The sequence below is a fragment of the Frigoribacterium sp. Leaf164 genome, from assembly GCF_001423665.1.
GTDB classification, from domain to species: Bacteria; Actinomycetota; Actinomycetes; order Actinomycetales; family Microbacteriaceae; genus Frigoribacterium; species Frigoribacterium endophyticum.
Map to the genome: position 1 here is coordinate 416,622 of NZ_LMOX01000001.1, position 17,286 is coordinate 433,907.

14 protein-coding genes and 2 pseudogenes are annotated in these 17,286 nt (G+C 75.6%); 10 read left to right on the forward strand and 6 right to left on the reverse strand.

Features of this window, described 5'->3' with window-relative positions:
• Positions 1–91: 91 nt before the first annotated feature.
• The 6 genes from ASF82_RS01880 to ASF82_RS01905 all read right to left on the reverse strand — a co-directional run bounded on the left by ASF82_RS01880 (position 92) and on the right by ASF82_RS01905 (position 6,125).
• A complete protein-coding gene (locus ASF82_RS01880) occupies positions 92–1,621 on the reverse strand; it encodes an MFS transporter (protein WP_056052673.1) in 1,530 nt (509 codons plus the stop codon).
• Between the two features lie 103 nt (positions 1,622–1,724).
• On the reverse strand, positions 1,725–2,315 hold the full coding sequence (locus ASF82_RS01885; protein ID WP_056052676.1) for a PadR family transcriptional regulator: 591 nt from the start codon (positions 2,313–2,315) through the stop codon (positions 1,725–1,727).
• A 34-nt stretch (positions 2,316–2,349) separates the two neighbouring features.
• Entirely contained in the window at positions 2,350–3,003 is a 654-nt protein-coding gene (locus tag ASF82_RS01890; RefSeq protein ID WP_056052681.1) for an MOSC domain-containing protein, read from the reverse strand.
• 216 nt (positions 3,004–3,219) lie between these two features.
• Complete coding sequence (locus ASF82_RS01895; protein WP_082514417.1) at positions 3,220–3,684, reverse strand: hotdog domain-containing protein; 465 nt, start codon at positions 3,682–3,684, stop codon at positions 3,220–3,222.
• Positions 3,685–3,738: 54 nt separating this feature from the next.
• The gene (locus ASF82_RS01900) at positions 3,739–4,824 is read right to left on the reverse strand and encodes a type IV toxin-antitoxin system AbiEi family antitoxin domain-containing protein (protein ID WP_056052684.1); all 1,086 of its coding nucleotides are present in this window, start codon (positions 4,822–4,824) and stop codon (positions 3,739–3,741) included.
• Positions 4,825–4,991: 167 nt separating this feature from the next.
• Positions 4,992–6,125, reverse strand: coding sequence for a LacI family DNA-binding transcriptional regulator (locus ASF82_RS01905; RefSeq protein WP_056052687.1), 1,134 nt, complete (start codon positions 6,123–6,125; stop codon positions 4,992–4,994).
• 450 nt (positions 6,126–6,575) lie between these two features.
• On the opposite strand from ASF82_RS01905, the pseudogene ASF82_RS01910 reads away from it, so the two are divergent.
• From ASF82_RS01910 to ASF82_RS01950, 10 genes and pseudogenes are all read left to right on the forward strand, one after another.
• Positions 6,576–7,939 (forward strand): annotated as a pseudogene (locus tag ASF82_RS01910) (glycoside hydrolase family 13 protein); the annotation flags it as partial.
• 1 nt (position 7,940) lies between these two features.
• Positions 7,941–8,175: pseudogene (locus ASF82_RS15990) on the forward strand (DUF3459 domain-containing protein); the annotation flags it as partial.
• A 232-nt stretch (positions 8,176–8,407) separates the two neighbouring features.
• Positions 8,408–9,361: an NAD(P)-dependent oxidoreductase gene (locus tag ASF82_RS01915; RefSeq protein ID WP_082514228.1), complete on the forward strand. Its 954-nt coding sequence runs from the start codon at positions 8,408–8,410 to the stop codon at positions 9,359–9,361.
• A gap of 146 nt (positions 9,362–9,507) precedes the next feature.
• A complete protein-coding gene (locus ASF82_RS01920; protein WP_056052690.1) occupies positions 9,508–9,942 on the forward strand; it encodes a hypothetical protein in 435 nt (144 codons plus the stop codon).
• Positions 9,943–10,107: 165 nt separating this feature from the next.
• Complete coding sequence (locus tag ASF82_RS01925; RefSeq protein ID WP_056052692.1) at positions 10,108–10,716, forward strand: hypothetical protein; 609 nt, start codon at positions 10,108–10,110, stop codon at positions 10,714–10,716.
• A gap of 163 nt (positions 10,717–10,879) precedes the next feature.
• Positions 10,880–11,437 carry an NAD(P)H-dependent oxidoreductase gene (locus ASF82_RS01930; protein WP_056052694.1) on the forward strand — a complete coding sequence of 186 codons (558 nt, stop codon included), beginning with the start codon at positions 10,880–10,882 and terminating at the stop codon, positions 11,435–11,437.
• A gap of 358 nt (positions 11,438–11,795) precedes the next feature.
• Entirely contained in the window at positions 11,796–13,592 is a 1,797-nt protein-coding gene (locus ASF82_RS01935; RefSeq protein ID WP_162240246.1) for a lipopolysaccharide biosynthesis protein, read from the forward strand.
• Positions 13,589–15,184: a glycosyltransferase gene (locus ASF82_RS01940; RefSeq protein ID WP_056052704.1), complete on the forward strand. Its 1,596-nt coding sequence runs from the start codon at positions 13,589–13,591 to the stop codon at positions 15,182–15,184. Before ASF82_RS01935 ends, ASF82_RS01940 begins: the two co-directional genes overlap by 4 nt.
• A gap of 20 nt (positions 15,185–15,204) precedes the next feature.
• Positions 15,205–16,308: a glycosyltransferase family 4 protein gene (locus ASF82_RS01945; protein ID WP_162240247.1), complete on the forward strand. Its 1,104-nt coding sequence runs from the start codon at positions 15,205–15,207 to the stop codon at positions 16,306–16,308.
• A gap of 184 nt (positions 16,309–16,492) precedes the next feature.
• Positions 16,493–17,062: a manganese efflux pump MntP family protein gene (locus ASF82_RS01950; RefSeq protein WP_056052713.1), complete on the forward strand. Its 570-nt coding sequence runs from the start codon at positions 16,493–16,495 to the stop codon at positions 17,060–17,062.
• The last annotated feature ends 224 nt before the right edge of the window (positions 17,063–17,286 follow it).

Below are 17,286 nucleotides of genomic sequence, written 5' to 3' on the forward strand. Positions count from 1 at the left end.
CCGGGCGGCTCGCCCCTGATCCCTCGACGCCGACGGCCCGCCGCCCGGAGAGGACTCCGGTCGGCGGGCCGTCGGCCGGTCGAGCGACCCGCTAGCGCGACCCCGCCGGGCTCTTCTCCGCCCGCTCCGCGCCCGCGCCGGCCGGGGGCCGACCGTGCGACACGCGCCGCGGCAGCGCGAACACGAGCAGGAAGGCGACGACCGCGAACGCCGCGCTGACCCCCATGGCCGCCGCGGCCGCGTCGGTGAAGCCGGTCGCCCGGCCCGCCGCCGTGGCGAGCTCACGCCCGCCGGGCAGCGACCCGAACAGCACGCTGCCGATGATGGCGATGCCCACGGCCGAGCCGATCCGCTGGATGGCCGAGATGACGGCGCTCGCCGAGCCGGCGTCCTGCGGGTCGACGGTCGCGACGATGAACTGCACGTTCGGCGCGATGAAGAACCCGTTGCCGAGCCCCGCGATCAGCAGCGGCGCGAGCAGCAGCCAGTTGGTCAGATCGGCCGCCTCGGTGGTCATCAGCACGAGCCACATCCAGATGAGGCCGATCGCGACGAGCGCCGTGCCCAGCACCAGCACGTTGCGGCCGAGCTTCTGGGCGATCTGGTTGCTCTGCGACGACGAGATGATGCTGCCGACCGCGAACGGGATGGCGACGGCGCCCGAGGCGAGCGCGCTGTTGCCGAGGCCCGACTGCCAGAGCAGCGAGATCGTGAAGAAGATGCTGGTGAAGGCCGCGAAGTACACGAGGGCGAGCACGACGCCGCCGGTGAAGGAGGGGTGCGAGAACAGCTTCGGGGGCACGAGGGGGGTGCGGCCGCGCTTCGTGTACGCGACCTCCCAGGCGCCGAAGGCGGCGAGCAGCAGCACGCCCGCGGCGATGGTCAGGTAGGTCCAGAGCGGCCAGCCCTCGTCCTGGCCCTGGATGAGGGGGACGAGCAGCGCGACGAACGCGGCCGAGACGAGCACCAGGCCGATCCAGTCGAGGCCCTTGTCGGGGCGGGGCAGCGACTCGTCGCGCTTCGGCAGCAGGATGGCTGCGGCGATCAGCGTCGCGACGCCGAAGGGGAGGTTGACGAAGAAGACGAGGCGCCAGCCGTTCTCGTCGCCGAACGCCTGGATGATGAGCCCGCCGATGATCGGCCCCAGGGCCGACGAGACGCCGATGACGGCCCCCATGATGGCGAACGCCTTGCCGCGCGACCGGCCGGAGAAGAGCAGCTGGATGAACGCGGTGACGGCCGGCACGAAGATGCCGCCCGCGAGGCCCTGCACGACGCGGAACACGACGAGCTGGACGTCGCTCGTCGCCACGCCGCAGGCGAGGCTGGCGAGCGTGAACAGCAGCACGCCGGTGAAGTAGACCCACTTGTGGCCGATCCGGTCGCCGATGCGGCCGGCCGGGATGAGCGTGAGCCCGAACGCCAGCGCGTAGCCCGAGATTATCCACGACAGGGTCGACTCCGAGGCGTCGAGCGAGGTGCGGATGGTGGGCAGGGCGACGTTCACGATCGTGGTGTCGAGCAGGGCGATGAACATGCCCAGCAGGAGCGCCACGAGGGCGAACCAGGCGTGACGAGGCACGGCGGGTGCGGCGCCGGGGCGGGCGGGTGCGTCGGTCATGGGGGCCTTCCGTGCCGTGGGGGCGGCGGTGAGTGTGCCCGGCGCGGAGCGCGCAGCGGGCGGAGCAGGGGCGTCGTGGTCGACGGTGAGGGGGAGTCGCGGGTCAGCCCGACGAGGGCCTGCCGGTCAGTGCGTGCCTGGCCCCCGCCTCCTCGTCCGCGACGATGCCGGGCAGGGCCTCGATCAGCGTGTCGTGCCAGCTGATCTCGGCTCGGAGGCGGTGCTCACGGTGCGAGAGGGCGTGCTTCTCGGCGACGGACAGCCAAGGGTCGGCGCGTCGACGGTGGTCGGCGGACTCGGCGAGCAGCCGCTCGAGCTCGGCGCGACGGCGCCGGACGGTGGCGGGGAGCTCGTCGACCCGGTCGGGGTCGACGCGGGTCAGGGCGAGGTCGAAGGGGTCGGGGCGCAGGACGATCTCGTCCTGTGCGTGTCGGCGGGACGCGTCGAGTGCGGCGCGGCCCGCGTCGGTGATGCCGTAGACCTGGCGCTCGGGGAAGGACCCCTCGCGCTCGGTGCGGACCGGGGCGAGCAGCCCCTCGGCGGCCAGCCGCTTGATGGCGCCGTAGAGGCCGCCGACCGAGACGTCCGTCCAGAAGTGCACGTGCTCCTGCTCGGCCTGCAGCCGGAGCTGGTGGCCGTGCATGTCTCCGTGGCGCGCGAACGAGTCGAGCACGAAGAGACGGATGGAGGACACGAGGCGCTACTCTCGCACGACTAGTCGCCCAGGGTCAACTTTTCTGCAGAGACTGCACCGAGTCGCGGTCGACGACCTTGGTCGCGATGCCGCGCACCACGTCGGAGAGCCGCTCGTCGGCGTCGAGGAGCGACCGCGCGGCCTCGGGCGTCAGGCCGGCGAAGCAGTCGCCGATCGTGACGCCGTGGGAGGGGCGCGACACCACGACGATCTGGTCGCCCGCCGCGGCGGGCCCCGACTTCACGACCCGCAGGTAGGCGCCCGGGCGGCCCTCAGCCTGGAAGCGCGCCACCCACCGTGGCTCGCGGAGCCGGCGCTGGAAGGTCGCGCACGGGGTGCGGGGCATGGTGACCTCGAGGAGCAGGCCGTCGCCGACGGCCCAGCGCTCGCCGAGGACGGCCCCCGTCACGTCGAGGCCCGAGGTGCGGAGGTTCTCGCCGAACAGGCCGGGCGTGACCTCGTAGCCGAGCAGGTCGCCGAAGTGGAGCGCGTCCTCGTCGGCGTAGGCGTAGACGGCCTTGTCGGGGCCGCCGTGGTGCTTGCGGCTGGCCTGGACGTCGCCCCAGACGCCGAGCGGTTTGACGGGCACGGGCACGTCGAGTGGGCGCTTGTCGATCGCGGTCACGCCGACGCTGCCGGAGTCGGGCAGGAGGCGGTCGACGCGGCAGACGGCGGTGAGGAGGGGCACGGAGCCATGGTGCCCGAACGCGGCGGAGGCGACAAGCGGTCGGGGCGGAGCGGCCGCCGCGCGCTGGTCGACCGTTCAGGTAGCGGCTGCGTCGCTCGCCCGGGCGACGCCCGAGACGCGAGCGTCACCTGAACGCTCGACGCGACGGTGCCACGACGCGACGACGTGACGATGCGACGGCGCACGCGGGCGGGAGCCCGCGAGCGGCCGTGGGCCTCAGCCCTGGCTGTTGAGCGACCCGGTCGGGATCCGGTCGCGGTCGTACGTGATCTCCGCGAAGCCGTGCGCAGCGGGGGCGCCGTCGGGCCCGATGTTGACGAAGACCATCTTGTCGATCGTCAGGATGCTCTGGCGGGTGACCATGTTGCGCACCTCGGCCCGCATGGTCAGCGACGTCCGGCCGAAGGCGGTCGCGCGGAGGCCCATCTCGACGAGGTCGCCCTGTGCGGCGCTCGACACGAAGTTGATCTCGGAGATGTACTTCGTCACGACGCGACCGTTGCCCAGCTGGAGGATCGCGTAGATCGCGGCCTCCTCGTCGATCCAGCGCAGCAGGCTGCCGCCGAACAGGGTGCCGTTCGCGTTGAGGTCCTCGGGGCGGACCCACTTGCGGGTGCGGAAGTTGATCTCGTCGGTCGTCTCCGTGGGCGACGCGAGGGGGTCGGGCGCGCCGGGGGTGATGGCGTCGGTCACGATGGTCTCCTTCGGGTGGGCCGGTCGGCTCGCCCAGAGAGCCTAGGGCGACGCCGCCGTGCGCGCCCGCACCGGGTGCGTCGCGCCGGGTCGCCCCCGTGCCCCGGGTGCCGGGCTCGGAGCGGGACGCCCTGGGCTCGGTGGCCCTCCCGCGCTCGGCGGCCGACCCCGGTGAGCGGCTGCCAGCGGCGACGGGCGCCGGGGCAGGCGCCACGCCCGGCGCCCGGCTCCCCGTGCCGACGGCGGCACGGGGCGCGAGGCGTCCCGGGGCGGGCGGCGACGTCGACCGCCCCGGCGGTGGAGCGCGACGGCTGCCTCGACGGCGTCCAGCACCTGGCGCCAGTCGTACCGCACGACCGCGTAGCTGAGGTGCATCGGGATCCTGCCCGCGACGTAGCCGCGGAGGTCCTTGACCGCGTCGCGGTCGAAGCGCTGGGCGTGCCACCGACGACCGTCGGTCTCGATGCCGAGGACGCCCTCCACGACGAGGTCGGTGCGCTCGCCGAAGCCGTTCGGCACCTGCGAGGTGACGTGGAAGCCCGCCTGACGCAGGCGGACCCGCACCACGCTCTCGAGGATGCTCTCGCTCGACGCGTCGACCCAGTCGACGACGCCGCGGGCGTCCGCGGGCAGCCGGGCGGCGATGTCGCGGAGATCGCGCGACGTGATGCGCCCTCCGTGCAGCGCCCAGTCCAGGAGCGCCACGGCGATCTCGAAGGACTCCTCGAGCACGGCCCTCACGAGGGCGTCCCGCACGTCGACCATCGCGACTCCACCGCGGCTCCTGACGTCGCCGTCGTCGTAGACCACCCGGCTCGACCTGTGGTGGCGCAGGCGCGAGGCATGGGGAGGGACCGACACCGTGACGAGCGGCGGTCGCTCCCACATCCAGGCCCCCAGCTCGAAGAGGGCGGACCCGCCCGTCAGGCGTCCTCCCACGCTGACCGCCACGACTCGTGCGTCGCCCCGGGGGAGGTTCGTGTACCAGCCGAGCCGGGGGCGGTGCAGGTCACCCGACCTCACCGCCCGCGTGAGGTCGCGGTCGGTCGCGCCGGCTCGGCGCAGCTGCCGACGGGTGGCGAACCCGCCGGCGGCCTCGATCACCTCGACGACGTCTGCTGTGTGCATCCGCCCACCCTGGTCGAGCTGCGCGCGACAGCGGCGGCGGGCACCGGGCGCTGGGGACGATCCGCACGCAGCGACGGCGGGGGAGGGAGCGGCGCGCGCCGTTCGGCACCCGGCGCCCCGCACCCCGGCTCCTCGGCACCCGGCGGCACCCCGCACCGGTCGACGGATCAGGTCGTCGTGGCGCCGGGCGGGCCCCCCGTGCCTCGAGCCGCACGCTCGTCCTGACCGCTCGACGCGTCGCCCCGCCGGCCCTCAGCGGGAGCAGCACGGGTCGTGCGCCCCAGCACCACGGTGGTCGGCAGTTCGTGCACCTCCGGCGGTGCCGTGGTCCGCGGCCCCGTCGCGAGGGCGACCGCCGCCTCCGCCGCGAGCCGAGCCAGCTCGGCGACCGGCTGCGACACGGTCGTCAGCCCGGCGTCCACAGCCCGTCGCTGCCCGTCGAACCCCACGATCGACACGTCGCCGGGCACGTCCACGCCGAGTCGCTCGAGCGACGCCAGCACGCCGAGGGCGAGGTCGTCGTCCTCGGCGAGCATCGCGACCGGCAGCGGACCCGTCAGGAGGCGCGCCGCGGCTTCGTCGCCCAGCCCCGACCCCGCCGCGAGCTCGAGGAGGCTCCGCTCCGACGCGGCGACTCCTGCGGCGTCCAGCTCCGCGGCCCATCCCGCCTCCCGCTCGTGGGCGCTCCAGCGGAAGTCGCGGTCGGGCGCGGCTCGCAGGTAGACGAAGCGCCGGTGGCCGAGGCCGAGCAGCAGCCGTGTGGCCGTCCGGCCGGCGGCGAGGTCGTCGATGCCGACGCTGGGGTGCCCGGCGACGCGCTGGCTGAGGTAGACCACGGGCATGTCGAGGGCGGTCAGCGTCGCCTGTTCGGCGTCCGACAGGGCGAAGGAGGCGACGATCACCGCGTCGGCGTTGCGTCGCGCCGGGAGGGCCGCGAAGAACGCCTCGCGCTCGGTGCGGTCGTGCACCCGGTAGAGGAGGAGGTCGAGGCCCGCGGCGCGGAGCACGTCGTAGATGCCGTCGAGGATGCTGCCGCTGAACCAGTCGGTCAGCGGCGCCCCGATCAGCACGGCGACGCGGCGCACCTTGCCCGTGGCGAGGCTCGAGGCCGTCCGCGAGACGACGAACCCGAGCCGCTCGGCAGCGTCGACCACCGCGCGGCGGGTCTCGCTCCTCACCTTCGGCGACCCCCGCAGGGCGCGCGACACCGTCGCCACCGACACGCCCGCCGCGACGGCCACGTCGTCCATGGTGGGCACCCGCGGGGACTCGGGTGCAGTGCTGCTCGTCTCGTCGGCCATGGTTCCTCCTCGGTTGGTGCAAGCGCTTGCACAGATGATCTCATCTCCGGCGGCAACTGAGGCCCGACCAGGCTCGCTACACCGTCGACTGGATGAAGGTCCGTCTTCTTGCGGGTGGAGCTGCTCGTCTTGACGACGATCCGGGGCCGTTCCTAGGCTGTGCAAGCGCGGTCACCGACGTCCGCGCACGTCGGCGGTCGTGTGCGGCGGCGCGAGCTGCGCGCCGCTCGTCACCCGCCGCCGCGTCGAGCGTTCAGGAGGCACCGGCCGCCGGGCCGCGCACCCCGGGCGGGGTGCCGCCCGCACCTGAGAGCTCGACCCGCACCACCCGCACCACCCACCACGACCACTCCGACCCCCCCGAGGAGCCCCATGACCGACACGGACGCCACCCCCACCGAGGTCCCCGTCGCCGACGCCGACTGGTGGCGCCAGGCCACCGTCTACCAGGTGTACCCGCGCAGCTTCGCCGACTCCGACGGCGACGGCCTCGGCGACATCGCCGGCGTGACCTCGCGCGTGCCGTACCTGGCCCAGCTCGGGGTCGACGCGATCTGGCTGAGCCCGTTCTACCCGTCCGAGCTCGCCGACGGCGGCTACGACGTCGCCGACTACCGCGACGTCGACCCACGGCTCGGCACCCTGGCCGACTTCGACGACATGGTCGCGGCCGCGCACGGAGCCGGCCTCAAGGTCATCGTCGACATCGTGCCGAACCACACGTCCGACCAGCACGTCTGGTTCCGCGAGGCCCTCGCGTCCGAGCCCGGCAGCCCCGCCCGCGCCCGCTACGTCTTCCGCGACGGGCTGGACGGCGGCGCCACCCCGCCGTCGACCTGGCCGTCGAACTTCGGCGGCAGCGCCTGGACGCGGCTCACCCGCCCCGACGGCACCCTCGAGCAGTGGTACCTGCACCTGTTCGCGCCCGAGCAGCCCGACCTCGACTGGAGCAACCCCGAGGTCCGCGACGACTTCAAGGCCACCCTGCGATTCTGGTCCGACCGGGGCGTGGACGGCTTCCGCGTCGACGTCGCGCACGGGCTCGCCAAGGACCTCGTCGAGCCCCTCCGCGACGCCAACCCGAAGGACTTCGGCCTGCCCACCGACGGCAGCGACCCCCTGTACGACCGCGACGAGGTCCACGAGATCTTCCAGGAGTGGCGCGAGGTGCTCGACGAGTACGACCCGCCCCGCACCGCGGTCGCCGAGGCCTGGGTCGCCCGCGAGCGCGTCTCGCTCTACGCGCGGCCGACCGAGCTCGGCCAGGCCTTCAACTTCGAGCTGACCCGGGCCGAGTTCGACCCCGCCGAGTTCCGGACCATCATCGAGTCGAACCTCGAGCTCGCGGCCGAGAGCGGCGCCTCCAGCACCTGGGTCCTGTCGAACCACGACGTGGTGCGCCACGCGACGCGCTACGGCCTGCCGGCGACGACCGACGGCGACGCCTTCCTCCTGTCGGGCGGCACCTCGCCCGAGCTCGACCGCGCCACGGGCCTGCGTCGCGCCCGCGCCGCCTCGATGCTCATGCTGGCCCTGCCCGGCTCGGCCTACGTCTACCAGGGCGAGGAGCTCGGCCTGTTCGAGGTCGCCGACATCCCCGACGACCAGCTGCAGGACCCGGTCTGGATCCGCACCGAGCACGGCCTCAAGGGCCGCGACGGCTGCCGCGTCCCGCTCCCGTGGGACACCTCGTCGCCCGCGTTCGGCTTCGGCACGCACGAGCCGCACCTGCCCCAGCCGGCCTGGTTCGCCGACTCGGCCGTCTCGGTCGAGGAGGGCGACGCCGACTCGACCCTGTCGCTCTACCGTCGTGCNCCTGGCGCTCCGTCACCAGCTGCAGCGCGGCGAGGACCTCACCTGGGTCGACGACGACCCCGCGGTCGTTCACTTCGCGCGCCACGACGGCTGGCACTCGGTGACGAACTTCTCGACGGAGGCGGCGGCCCTGCCCGAGGGCGAGGTCCTGCTGTCGAGCGGTCCGGTCGAGACGCCGGCCGGAGGCGCGGCGCAGCTCCCGGGGGAGACCACGGTCTGGCTCCGCGTCCGCTGAGCACCACGACGGCCCCGACGACAACTGTCGTCGGGGCCGTCGTGCGCCCGGGTCCGTCGCCCTCGCCGGGCGCGTCGGGCGCCACGTGGCGCCCTGCCGNTGGTGAGAGGAGACGCGGATCGCCGTTGACCCGCGCCTCGTGCCGCAGGAGGCGCGGCCCCGTGCGACGACGACACTCTGCCACCGCGGGCACCCCCCGGACGGGGTCGTGACCTGATCGATAGATTGACGCATGACCAGCGTCGCCGTGACCGTCCTGCCCGCCGCCTCGACCGGGGCCGACGCCTGGGGCGCCGAGCCCGCCCGGCGGGCCCTCGAGGAGTCGGGGGCCCGGGAGGTGCCGCTCGGCGACGACACCCGGATGATCGTCGTCGCGGGCTCGATCGACCAGGGCGAGCTGCGCCGGGCGATCGACGAGCACCCCGGCGTCGCCGTCGTGCAGCTGCCGAGCGCGGGGGTGGACGTCCACGTCGAGACGATGCGGGCGACCCGGCGGGAGGGGCTCGTCTTCACGAGCGCCAAGGGCGCCTACAGCGCCCCGGTCGCGGAGCACGCGTTGGCCCTGGTGCTGGCGACGCTGCGCTCCCTGCAGATCAGGGCCCGCGCCTCCTCGTGGGAGTCCGAGCAGCGCGGCGTCTCGCTGAACGGGGCGCACGTCGTCATCGTCGGCGCGGGCGGCATCGGCACGGAGCTGCTGCGGCTGCTGCAGCCCTTCGACGTCGGGGTGACGATGGTGGTGCGCACCGCGCGCGAGGTCGACGGAGCGGAGCGCACGGTGACGACCGACCAGCTCGACGAGGTGCTGCCCGACGCGGACGTGGTCGTCGTCGCGGCCGCCCTGACCGAGGCGACGACGCGCCTGGTCGGCCGACGACAGCTCGAGCTGCTGCGCGACACGGCCGTGCTGGTCAACATCGCCCGGGGAGCGCTCGTCGACACCGACGCGCTCGTGGAGGCGCTCGCCGAGGGCCGGATCGGCGGCGCGGGGCTCGACGTGGTCGACCCGGAGCCGCTGCCGGACGGGCACCCGCTGTGGAGCGAGCCGCGGGCGCTGGTCACGCCGCACCAGGCCAACACGGAGGAGATGACCGCCCCGCTGTTCCAGGCGCGGGTGCGGGCGAACGTCGAGGCGCTCGCGAGCGGTGGCGCCCCGGAGGGGGTCGTCGACGTCGACGCCGGGTACTGAGCGGCGAGGCGCGCAGTCGTCGGCCCGGGCGGCTCGCGTCGAGGGATCAGGAGCGAGGGGCTGATCCGGGGGAGGATCGTCGTGGAGGAGCGTGCCGCTCCTGATCGCTCGACACCTCGACGAGCCGGCCGACAGGGAGGACGCCCGTGCCCCACGACCCCGACGTCGATCTGCTGGTCGAGGCGGTCGCGGCCGTGCACCGCGAGCTCGCCGCCCTGCCCGTGGTGCGTGGGCTGCTCGCGACGCGGCTGGTCGACGCCGGCACGTCGCCCGTCAGGGTCGCGGCCCGCGTCGGCGTGCGCCGGGTGGTCGTGCGGTCGTGGCTCGCCGCCTGGGCGGGGTCGACCGAGGGGCAGCGCCGCGACGCGGACGCGTTCCCCGTCGTGCTGACGGCGGGGGAGGAGGTCGAGCAGCTGCGGGAGCTGCAGGGGGCGACGCGACGGCTGACGGCCGAGCGGGCCGGGCTGGCGCTCGCCGCCGTGGAGGACGGCGCGACGGTCGCCGACCTCGCGGGGGCGACGGGCGCGACGGAGGGGCAGGTCGGTCGATGGCTCAGGGGCGAGCCGACGCGCGGGCGCTGAGCCGGGACGGGCCGACGCTGCCTCCTGAACGGTCGACGCCGAGCGGCGGCGCGGCGGCCCGGCGGCGGGGGCCCCGCAGCCCAGCGGCCCGACCCGGACGCTGCCGCACCAGGACGAGGCCGCACGCTCAGCAGTCCGCAGGCGCGGCGGCGTACCGTCGCCGCCATGCCCCGCACAGACGACCGCTTCACCGGCCGCATCGCCGGCATCGGCACGACCTCCGGCACGCGCGTCGTGGTCGGCATGTGGCAGAGCTCCCCGCTCGGGCGCTTCAGCGACGTGATGGTGGAGTCGCCCGACGGCCACCGGACGCTGCTGGCCCCGACCGAGGTGATCGCCGAGTACGTGTCGTCGACGTACACGTTCGACGAGGTGCGGGTGGTGCCCGTCGCCGTCCACCGCGTCGACGGCGGCCTGCGGATCACCGCGGGCGACCTCGACGTGCGTCTCACCGTCGGCGGCGTCTCGGCGCTCGGCATGCTGCTCCGGCTCGTCCCGCGGGGGCTGGCCACGCGGCCGGCGTGGCTCCGCCTCGTCGACCCGGTGGCCCGGCTGCTCGTGCGGGGAGCCCGGACGGCCGGCACCGCGGGCGGGGGCCGCCGCGAGTTCTACGGCGTCACCGTGGCCCGCCACGTGACGGCGGCCGAGGTCCGCGACGGCGACCGCCACCTGGGCACCCTCGCGCCCTTGTCGCCGCCGGTGCGCTTCGGCTTCGGCTCGGCTCCGGCGCAGCCCAGCCTCGTCGACGTGGTCAGCACGATCCGCCACGCCTGACCCCGGCCGCCGACCCGGCCGCTGACCCCGGCCGCCGACCCCGGCGACCCCGGCGACCCGCCGACAACGGCTGCCTCGCCAGCCCGCGGGAATGCCCCCCGCCCCCGCCGGGTAGTACCTCGGTGACGCGTCACCGTCCGCAGCCCCCACCCAAGGAGAACCCATGACCACCGTCCTCGTCCTCGTCGGCAGCCTGCGCTCCGGCTCCACGAACGCCCAGCTCGCCGAGGCCGCCGCGCAGGTCGCGCCCGCCGGTGCGACCCTGACCGTCTTCGACGGCATCGCCCAGCTCCCCTTCTACAACGAGGACGTCGACGTGCCCGGGTCCGTGCCGGAGGCGGCGGTCGCCTTCCGCTCCGCCCTCACCGAGGCGGACGCCCTGCTGGTCGTCACCCCCGAGTACAACGGCACCATCCCCGCGGTGCTGAAGAACGCCATCGACTGGGCCTCGCGCCCCTACGGCGAGAGCGCCCTGGCCGGCAAGCCGACCGCGGTCATCGGCAGCGCGTTCGGTCAGTTCGGCGGCGTCTGGGCCCAGGACGAGGCGCGCAAGTCGCTCGGCATCGCCGGTGCCCGCGTGCTCGACGACGTCACGCTGAGCATCCCCGGCTCGATCGAGCGCTTCGCGGAGGTCCACCCCTCCGACGACGCCGAGGTCGCCCAGCAGCTGACCACGGTCGTCGCCGCGGTCGTCGCCTCGACGGAGTCCGCCGCGGCCTAGCCCCCCCGACGGGCCGGCCCGGGGACGTCCTCGCGGTCGGCTCAGCGTCTCGGCGCCGTCCCCCGGTCGGCCCCGCCGGGGACACCGGCGCTGACGCCGAGGAGCGGACACCGAGGAGGCGCGGGCTCGGGTCCGCGCCAGGGGCCCCGTCCGGGGCGTTGTGGCTCAGGGGGCCATGGGATAGCGTCGGCTCGTCGCTCGACCCGGACGCCGACCCCTCGTCCTGGCCTCGTGACGCACTCTCACCCCGTGCGTCGACGTCGGGCGCGCCCACCCGAACCCCGACAGGACCCGACCCATGCAGGCCCTCCCGCCTGACCGTCACCGGCGCCCCGAACGCCCGACGGCTGCCTCGCCCGTGCCCGAGCACCGGCCCGCGATCGCCGCGCCCGCGATCGCCGAGCCCGCGCCCGCGACCCGCGCGCCCCGAGCGCCGCGCCACCTCGCGACCGAGCCCGCCGGTGCCGTGCCCCCCGCCGCGCCCGTAGCGCCCGTCTCCGTCCCCGTCCCCGTCCCCGTCCCCGTCCCCGTCCCCGCACCCACCTCCCCCGAGCCCCCCGCCGAGTCCCGTCTCTTCGGCCGCGGCCTCCTCTACGTCGTCGTCTGGTCGCTGCAGCTCGTCGCCGGCACCGTCGTGTCGCCGGTGCTCGCGCACCTGCTCGGCGTCTCGGACTTCGGGGCGCTCGCCTCGGCGCAGGCGATCTTCCAGGTCGTCAGCGTGCTGGCCCTGCTCGGCCTCGACCAGGCCCTCGTCCTGCAGCACGCCGAGGACGGCGACGCCCGCGCCGCCCGCGGCCTCGTCGCCGTCGGCCTGGTGGTGTCGTTCGTCGCGACCGGAGCCGCCCTCGTCTCCGTGCCCCTGTGGGCCGGGGCGGCCGGGTTCGGCCCCGACCACGACCTCCTCCTCGTCGTCCTGCTGTGGACGGCGCCGTCCGCCGCCGTCCAGGTCATGCTCGCCCTCCTCCTCGCCGAGGACCGCTTCCGCGCCTTCGCGACGACGAGCATCGTCTCGGCCGTCGGCGGCCAGGTCATCGGCCTGACCCTGCTGCTGACGCTCGGGGGCGGCGCGCTCACCTACGCCTGGGGCAGCGTCGTCAGCCAGACGCTCGCGATGCTGCTCGGCCTCGTCCTGACGCGCCCGCGCCTCCGGGGCCTCGTCGACCGCGGAGTGACCCGGCGTGCGATCGCGTTCGGCGTGCCGCTCGCCCTCGCGAGCCTCGCCTACTTCGTGCTCAACGCCGGCGACCGGATCGTGCTGCAGCGCCTGCTCGGCCCCGACGCCGTCGGTCGGTACCAGGTGGCCTACGTGGTGGGCTCGTCGGTGATCCTGATGCTGTCGTTCACGTCGAACGCCTGGGCGCCGCACTTCGCCCGCATGCGCGACGCGGTCGAGCGGACGGCCCTCGCCGTCCGGTCGCGCGACGAGATCTACCGGCTGCTGAACCCCGTGGTGCTCGCGATCACGCTGGTCACCCCGTTCGCGATGCCGATCCTCGTGCCGGCCAGCTTCGACCCGACGAGCCTCGTCGTGGTCGTCTGGGTGGTGGCCCTGACCGCCTACCCGGCGACGGCCGGCGGAGCCAGCGGCCGCCTCCTCACGATCGAGCGCAAGGCGGGCACGATCGGCGTCATCACGGCTGTGGCGGCGGCGGTCAACGTCGGCTTGAACTTCGTGCTGGTGCCGCTGCTCGGCATCCTCGGCGCGGCGGTCGCGACCGTGATCGCCTACTCGGTGCTGTCGGCGCTGCAGCTCCGCGTGCTGCCCACGCGGGCGAGCTGGCGCGGAGCCCCCGCTCCGCTGCTGTGGTCCGTGCTCGCCACGGTCGTCGTCGCCGGCGCCTCGACCCTGCTGCCCCAGACCCTCGAGTGGAACCTCGGCCGCGTGGTCGTCGCGCTCGCCTGCCTGCCGTGGTTCTTCCGCCGCCTGGCCGCGGCCCGCCGAGGTCCCCAGCCCGAGGGCACCGGGGAGTCGCGGGTCGAGCCCGCCGACGAGGGCCCCGGGGAGTCGCGGGTCGAGCCCGCCGACGAGGGCCCCGGGGAGTCGCGGGTCGAGTCGGCCATCAGCTCCGCCCCCGCGCCGCAGCCCGCCCCGCACCCCGCCCCGCACCCCGCCCCGCACCCCGCCCCGCACCCCGCCCCCGAGGAGACCCCGTGACCCGCGCCCCGCACCCCGCCGACCCGGCGCCCCGGCGGGTGCTGCTCGTCGATCTCTCCCGGCCCCTGCCCGACCTCGTGGCCGACGACCGGCACGCGACCGCCCTCGTGGTGGCGACCTGGCACGGCCGACCCGTGGGGTCGCTCGAGCTCGCGCTCGACGCCGATCCGGAGGCGACGCGGGCACGGCTCGCGCCGCTGCTCGCGCTCGTGCCCGGGGCGCGCGCCGCGGAGCAGGCGCGACCTCCTCGCCTCCCGGACGACCGCCTCCTGAGCGTCACCGTGGTGGTGTCGACCATCGTCGCGCGTCGGGAGGACCTCGAGCTGATGCTCGACGGCTTCGCCCGGGTCGACCACCCCGACGTGGAGTTCCTGATCGTCGACAACCGGCCCGTGCTGCCGGTCGACGACGTGCTGCCCGGCCTCGTCGCCGGGCGCGACCGGGTGCGGGTCGTCCACGAGCCCCGTCGTGGCATCTCGGCCGGGCGCAACGCCGGGGTCGCCGAGGCCCGGGGCGAGATCGTCGTCTTCACCGACGACGACGTGCGGGTCGAGCCCGACTGGCTCCGCGAGCTGACGCGGCCCTACGTCGACGACCCGTCGATCGACGCCGTGACCGGGCTCATCCTGCCCGCCGAGCTCGACACCCCGGCGCAGATCTGGTTCGAGCGCTACTACGGCGGGTTCAGCGGCGAGCGCACCTGGCAGCCGCTCGTGCTCACCCCGGAGCGGGCCGCGGGCGGGCTGCTCACCGGAGCACGCGTCCGCGTCGAGGCCGACGGCGAGCTCGTGCGGCGCTTCGCCGTCTACGGCGTCGGCGCCTTCGGGGCCGGCGCGAACATGTCGTTCCGGCGGAGCGCCCTGCACCGCATCGGCGGCTTCGACCTGGCCCTCGGCACCGGCACGCCGGCCCGCGGCGGCGAGGACCTCGCGGCCCTCGTGGGCGTGCTCTGGACGGGCGGGCGCATCGCCTACGAGCCCGGCGCCGTCGTCCACCACCGGCACCGCCGCGGCACCGACGAGCTGCTGCACCAGCTGCGCGGCAACGGCCTCGGCTTCACGGCGATGCTCACCGGGCTCGTGCTGCGCGACCCTCGGCACCTGCTCGGCCTCGCCTGGCAGCTTCCCCTGGCGGTGCGGTCGATGGCCGTCCAGAGCGTGCGCCGCATCGGGGGAGGCGCGGGGCCGGTCGTCGAGGACGCCCCGGCCGGTGCCCCGGGCGCGGCCCGTGCTGACCTCGCCGACGGTGGCGCCGGTGCCGCCGGTGCCGACGGTGCGGACGGTCCTGACGGTGCCGACGGCGCGGCCGGCGCCGACGGCGCGGCCGGCGACGCTGGCCACGGCTACCCGCGGTCGCTCGTGCTCGCCGAGCTGCGCGGCTACCCGTCCGGGCCCCGCGCCTACCTCGTGAGCCGTCGCGCCGCGCGGCGGAGCTCGTGGGTCGCGCCGGTCGACGAGCCGAGCTGGCCCGTGCGCGGCCGAGCAGGTCGGGCAGACCGCCCCGGCCCGGCCGCGGGCGGCCCGGCGACCGCGCCGGCGACCGTGGGCGGTGCCGGCGACCCGGCCCGCGACTCCCTCGTGCCCCGGCCGTGAGCGAGGGGCGGCCCCTGCGGGTGCTGACGACCGTCGAGACGCTCGCGCCGGTCGGCGGCGTCGAGGTCTGCACCCTGCAGGACGTCACGGGGCTGACGTCCCGCGGGCACGACACGACGGTGCTCTGGCACGTCGACGGCGAGCACCGGGCGGCCTACGAGGCCGTCGGGGCGACGCTGCGCGGGCCGTTCCGGTTCGACGCGGCGCCGCGGAGCGCTCTCCGCGACCTGGCGGCCTTCGGCCCGTCGGTGGCGGAGGCCCGTCGGGCCCGGGCCGACGTGCTGTGGCTGAACCGCCCCGAGCAGATCGTCTGGGCGCAGGTGGCGAGGCGTGCCGCGGGCCTGCCCGTGGTGGCGCACCTGCACCACCTGCCGAACTACGAGCGGACCCGCCTCGTGATGTCCGGGGTCGCCCACTTCGTGGCCGTCTCGCACCACATGGCGGCGGTCTGGGTGGCCGCGGGCCTCGAGCCCGAGCGCGTCACGGTCGTCCACAACGCGGTCGATCCCGGCGATTACCCCCTCGGCGGGCCGGCCGAGGCGGAGACCGCGCGTCGAGCGCTCGGGCTCGACCTCGCGCCCGGCGCCCGCGTCGCGCTCGCCTACGGCCGGCTGACCGTCGGCAAGGGCGTCGACGCGCTCGTGAGGGCGTGGGGGAGGCTCGCGCTCGATCCGCGCCGGGCCGTGCTCGTGCTCGCCGGCCCCGAGCCCGACGCGGCCGTCGCCGAGGCCCTCGACGCGCTGCCGCCGGGCAGCTGGCGGCGGCTCGGGCTGCAGGGCGACGTCGTGCCGCTGCTGCACGCCGCGGACGTCGTCGTGATGCCGTCGGCCGAGCCGGAGGCCTTCGGCCGCGTGCTGGTCGAGGCGATGTCGACCGGGCGACCCGCGGTCGCGACGGCGGTCGGTGCCGCGCCCGAGGTGCTGACCGGCGAGTTCGCGCGCTTCCTCGTGCCGCCGCGCGACGAGGCGGCGCTGGCCGCGACGGTCGGCGCGGCCCTCGGGTGGCGCGAGGTCGACCAGGGGCTGGGCGAGCGGGCGCGCGAGCACGTCGCGACGGCCTTCCCGCACGGTCGGCACCTCGACGAGCTCGAGGCCGTCCTGCGGCGGCACGTCCGCGCGCGCTGAGCAGTGCGGCGGCGCGTGCGGCGGGTGGCTGCGGCTGCGGTGCGGCTGCTCCAACCCAGGATTTCGTCTCGTCGAACATGCCTGACCAGCCCTTTCCGTGCAGTCGAGCCCCCGGGGCCGTGCCAGGATCGTCGAGTTCCGCCGGGCGACGACGCCTCGTGCTCGTCTCCTCGAAAGGTCGTCCGTGAGCGTCTGGGCCCTCCTCCTCATCGCCGTCGGCGTCTCCGCCGACGCCTTCGCCGTCGCCCTCGGCAAGGGCCTCCACCTGCGGGCGCGGGCGCTGCGCAACGCCGTCGTCATCGCCCTGGCCTTCGGGGCCGCCCAGGCCCTGATGCCGCTCATCGGCTGGCTGCTGGGAACGGCGTTCGCCCCGGTGATCTCCGGCGTCGACCACTGGATCGCCTTCGGCCTGCTCGCGCTGGTCGGCGGCAAGATGATCTGGGAGGCCGCGCGGGCCCACCCCGACGACGACGTCGACGCCGACCGGGTGCCGCTGCGCGAGCTCGTCGTGCTGTCGGTGGCGACGAGCATCGACGCGTTGGCGGTGGGCGTGACGCTGGCGTTCCTGCCGGTGTCGATCGGCGCGTCGGTCGCGCTGATCGGCGTCACGACGGCGGTGCTGACGTTCGTCGGCGTGCTCGTCGGGGCGAAGGTGGGTTCGGCGCTGGGCCGCCCGGCCGAGATCGCGGGCGGCGTCGTGCTCGTGCTGATCGGGACGAGCATCCTGCTCGAGCACCTCGGCGTGCTCGCCTAGGGCGCGCCGCGCCGCGCCGCGCGGTCCCGCGTCGAGCGTTCAGGCGCGGGCCGCGCCGCGGGCCCGCTGCCGCCGCGGGCGGCCGCTGCTCCCTGAGTCGTCGACGCGTGTCGGCCGCGGCGCCGCAGCGCGGCCTGACGTCGAGCGTTCAGGGGCGGGCCGCGCCGCGGGGCTGCTGCCGGCCCGGGCGGCCGCTGCTCCCTGAACCGTCGACGCGCGTCTGC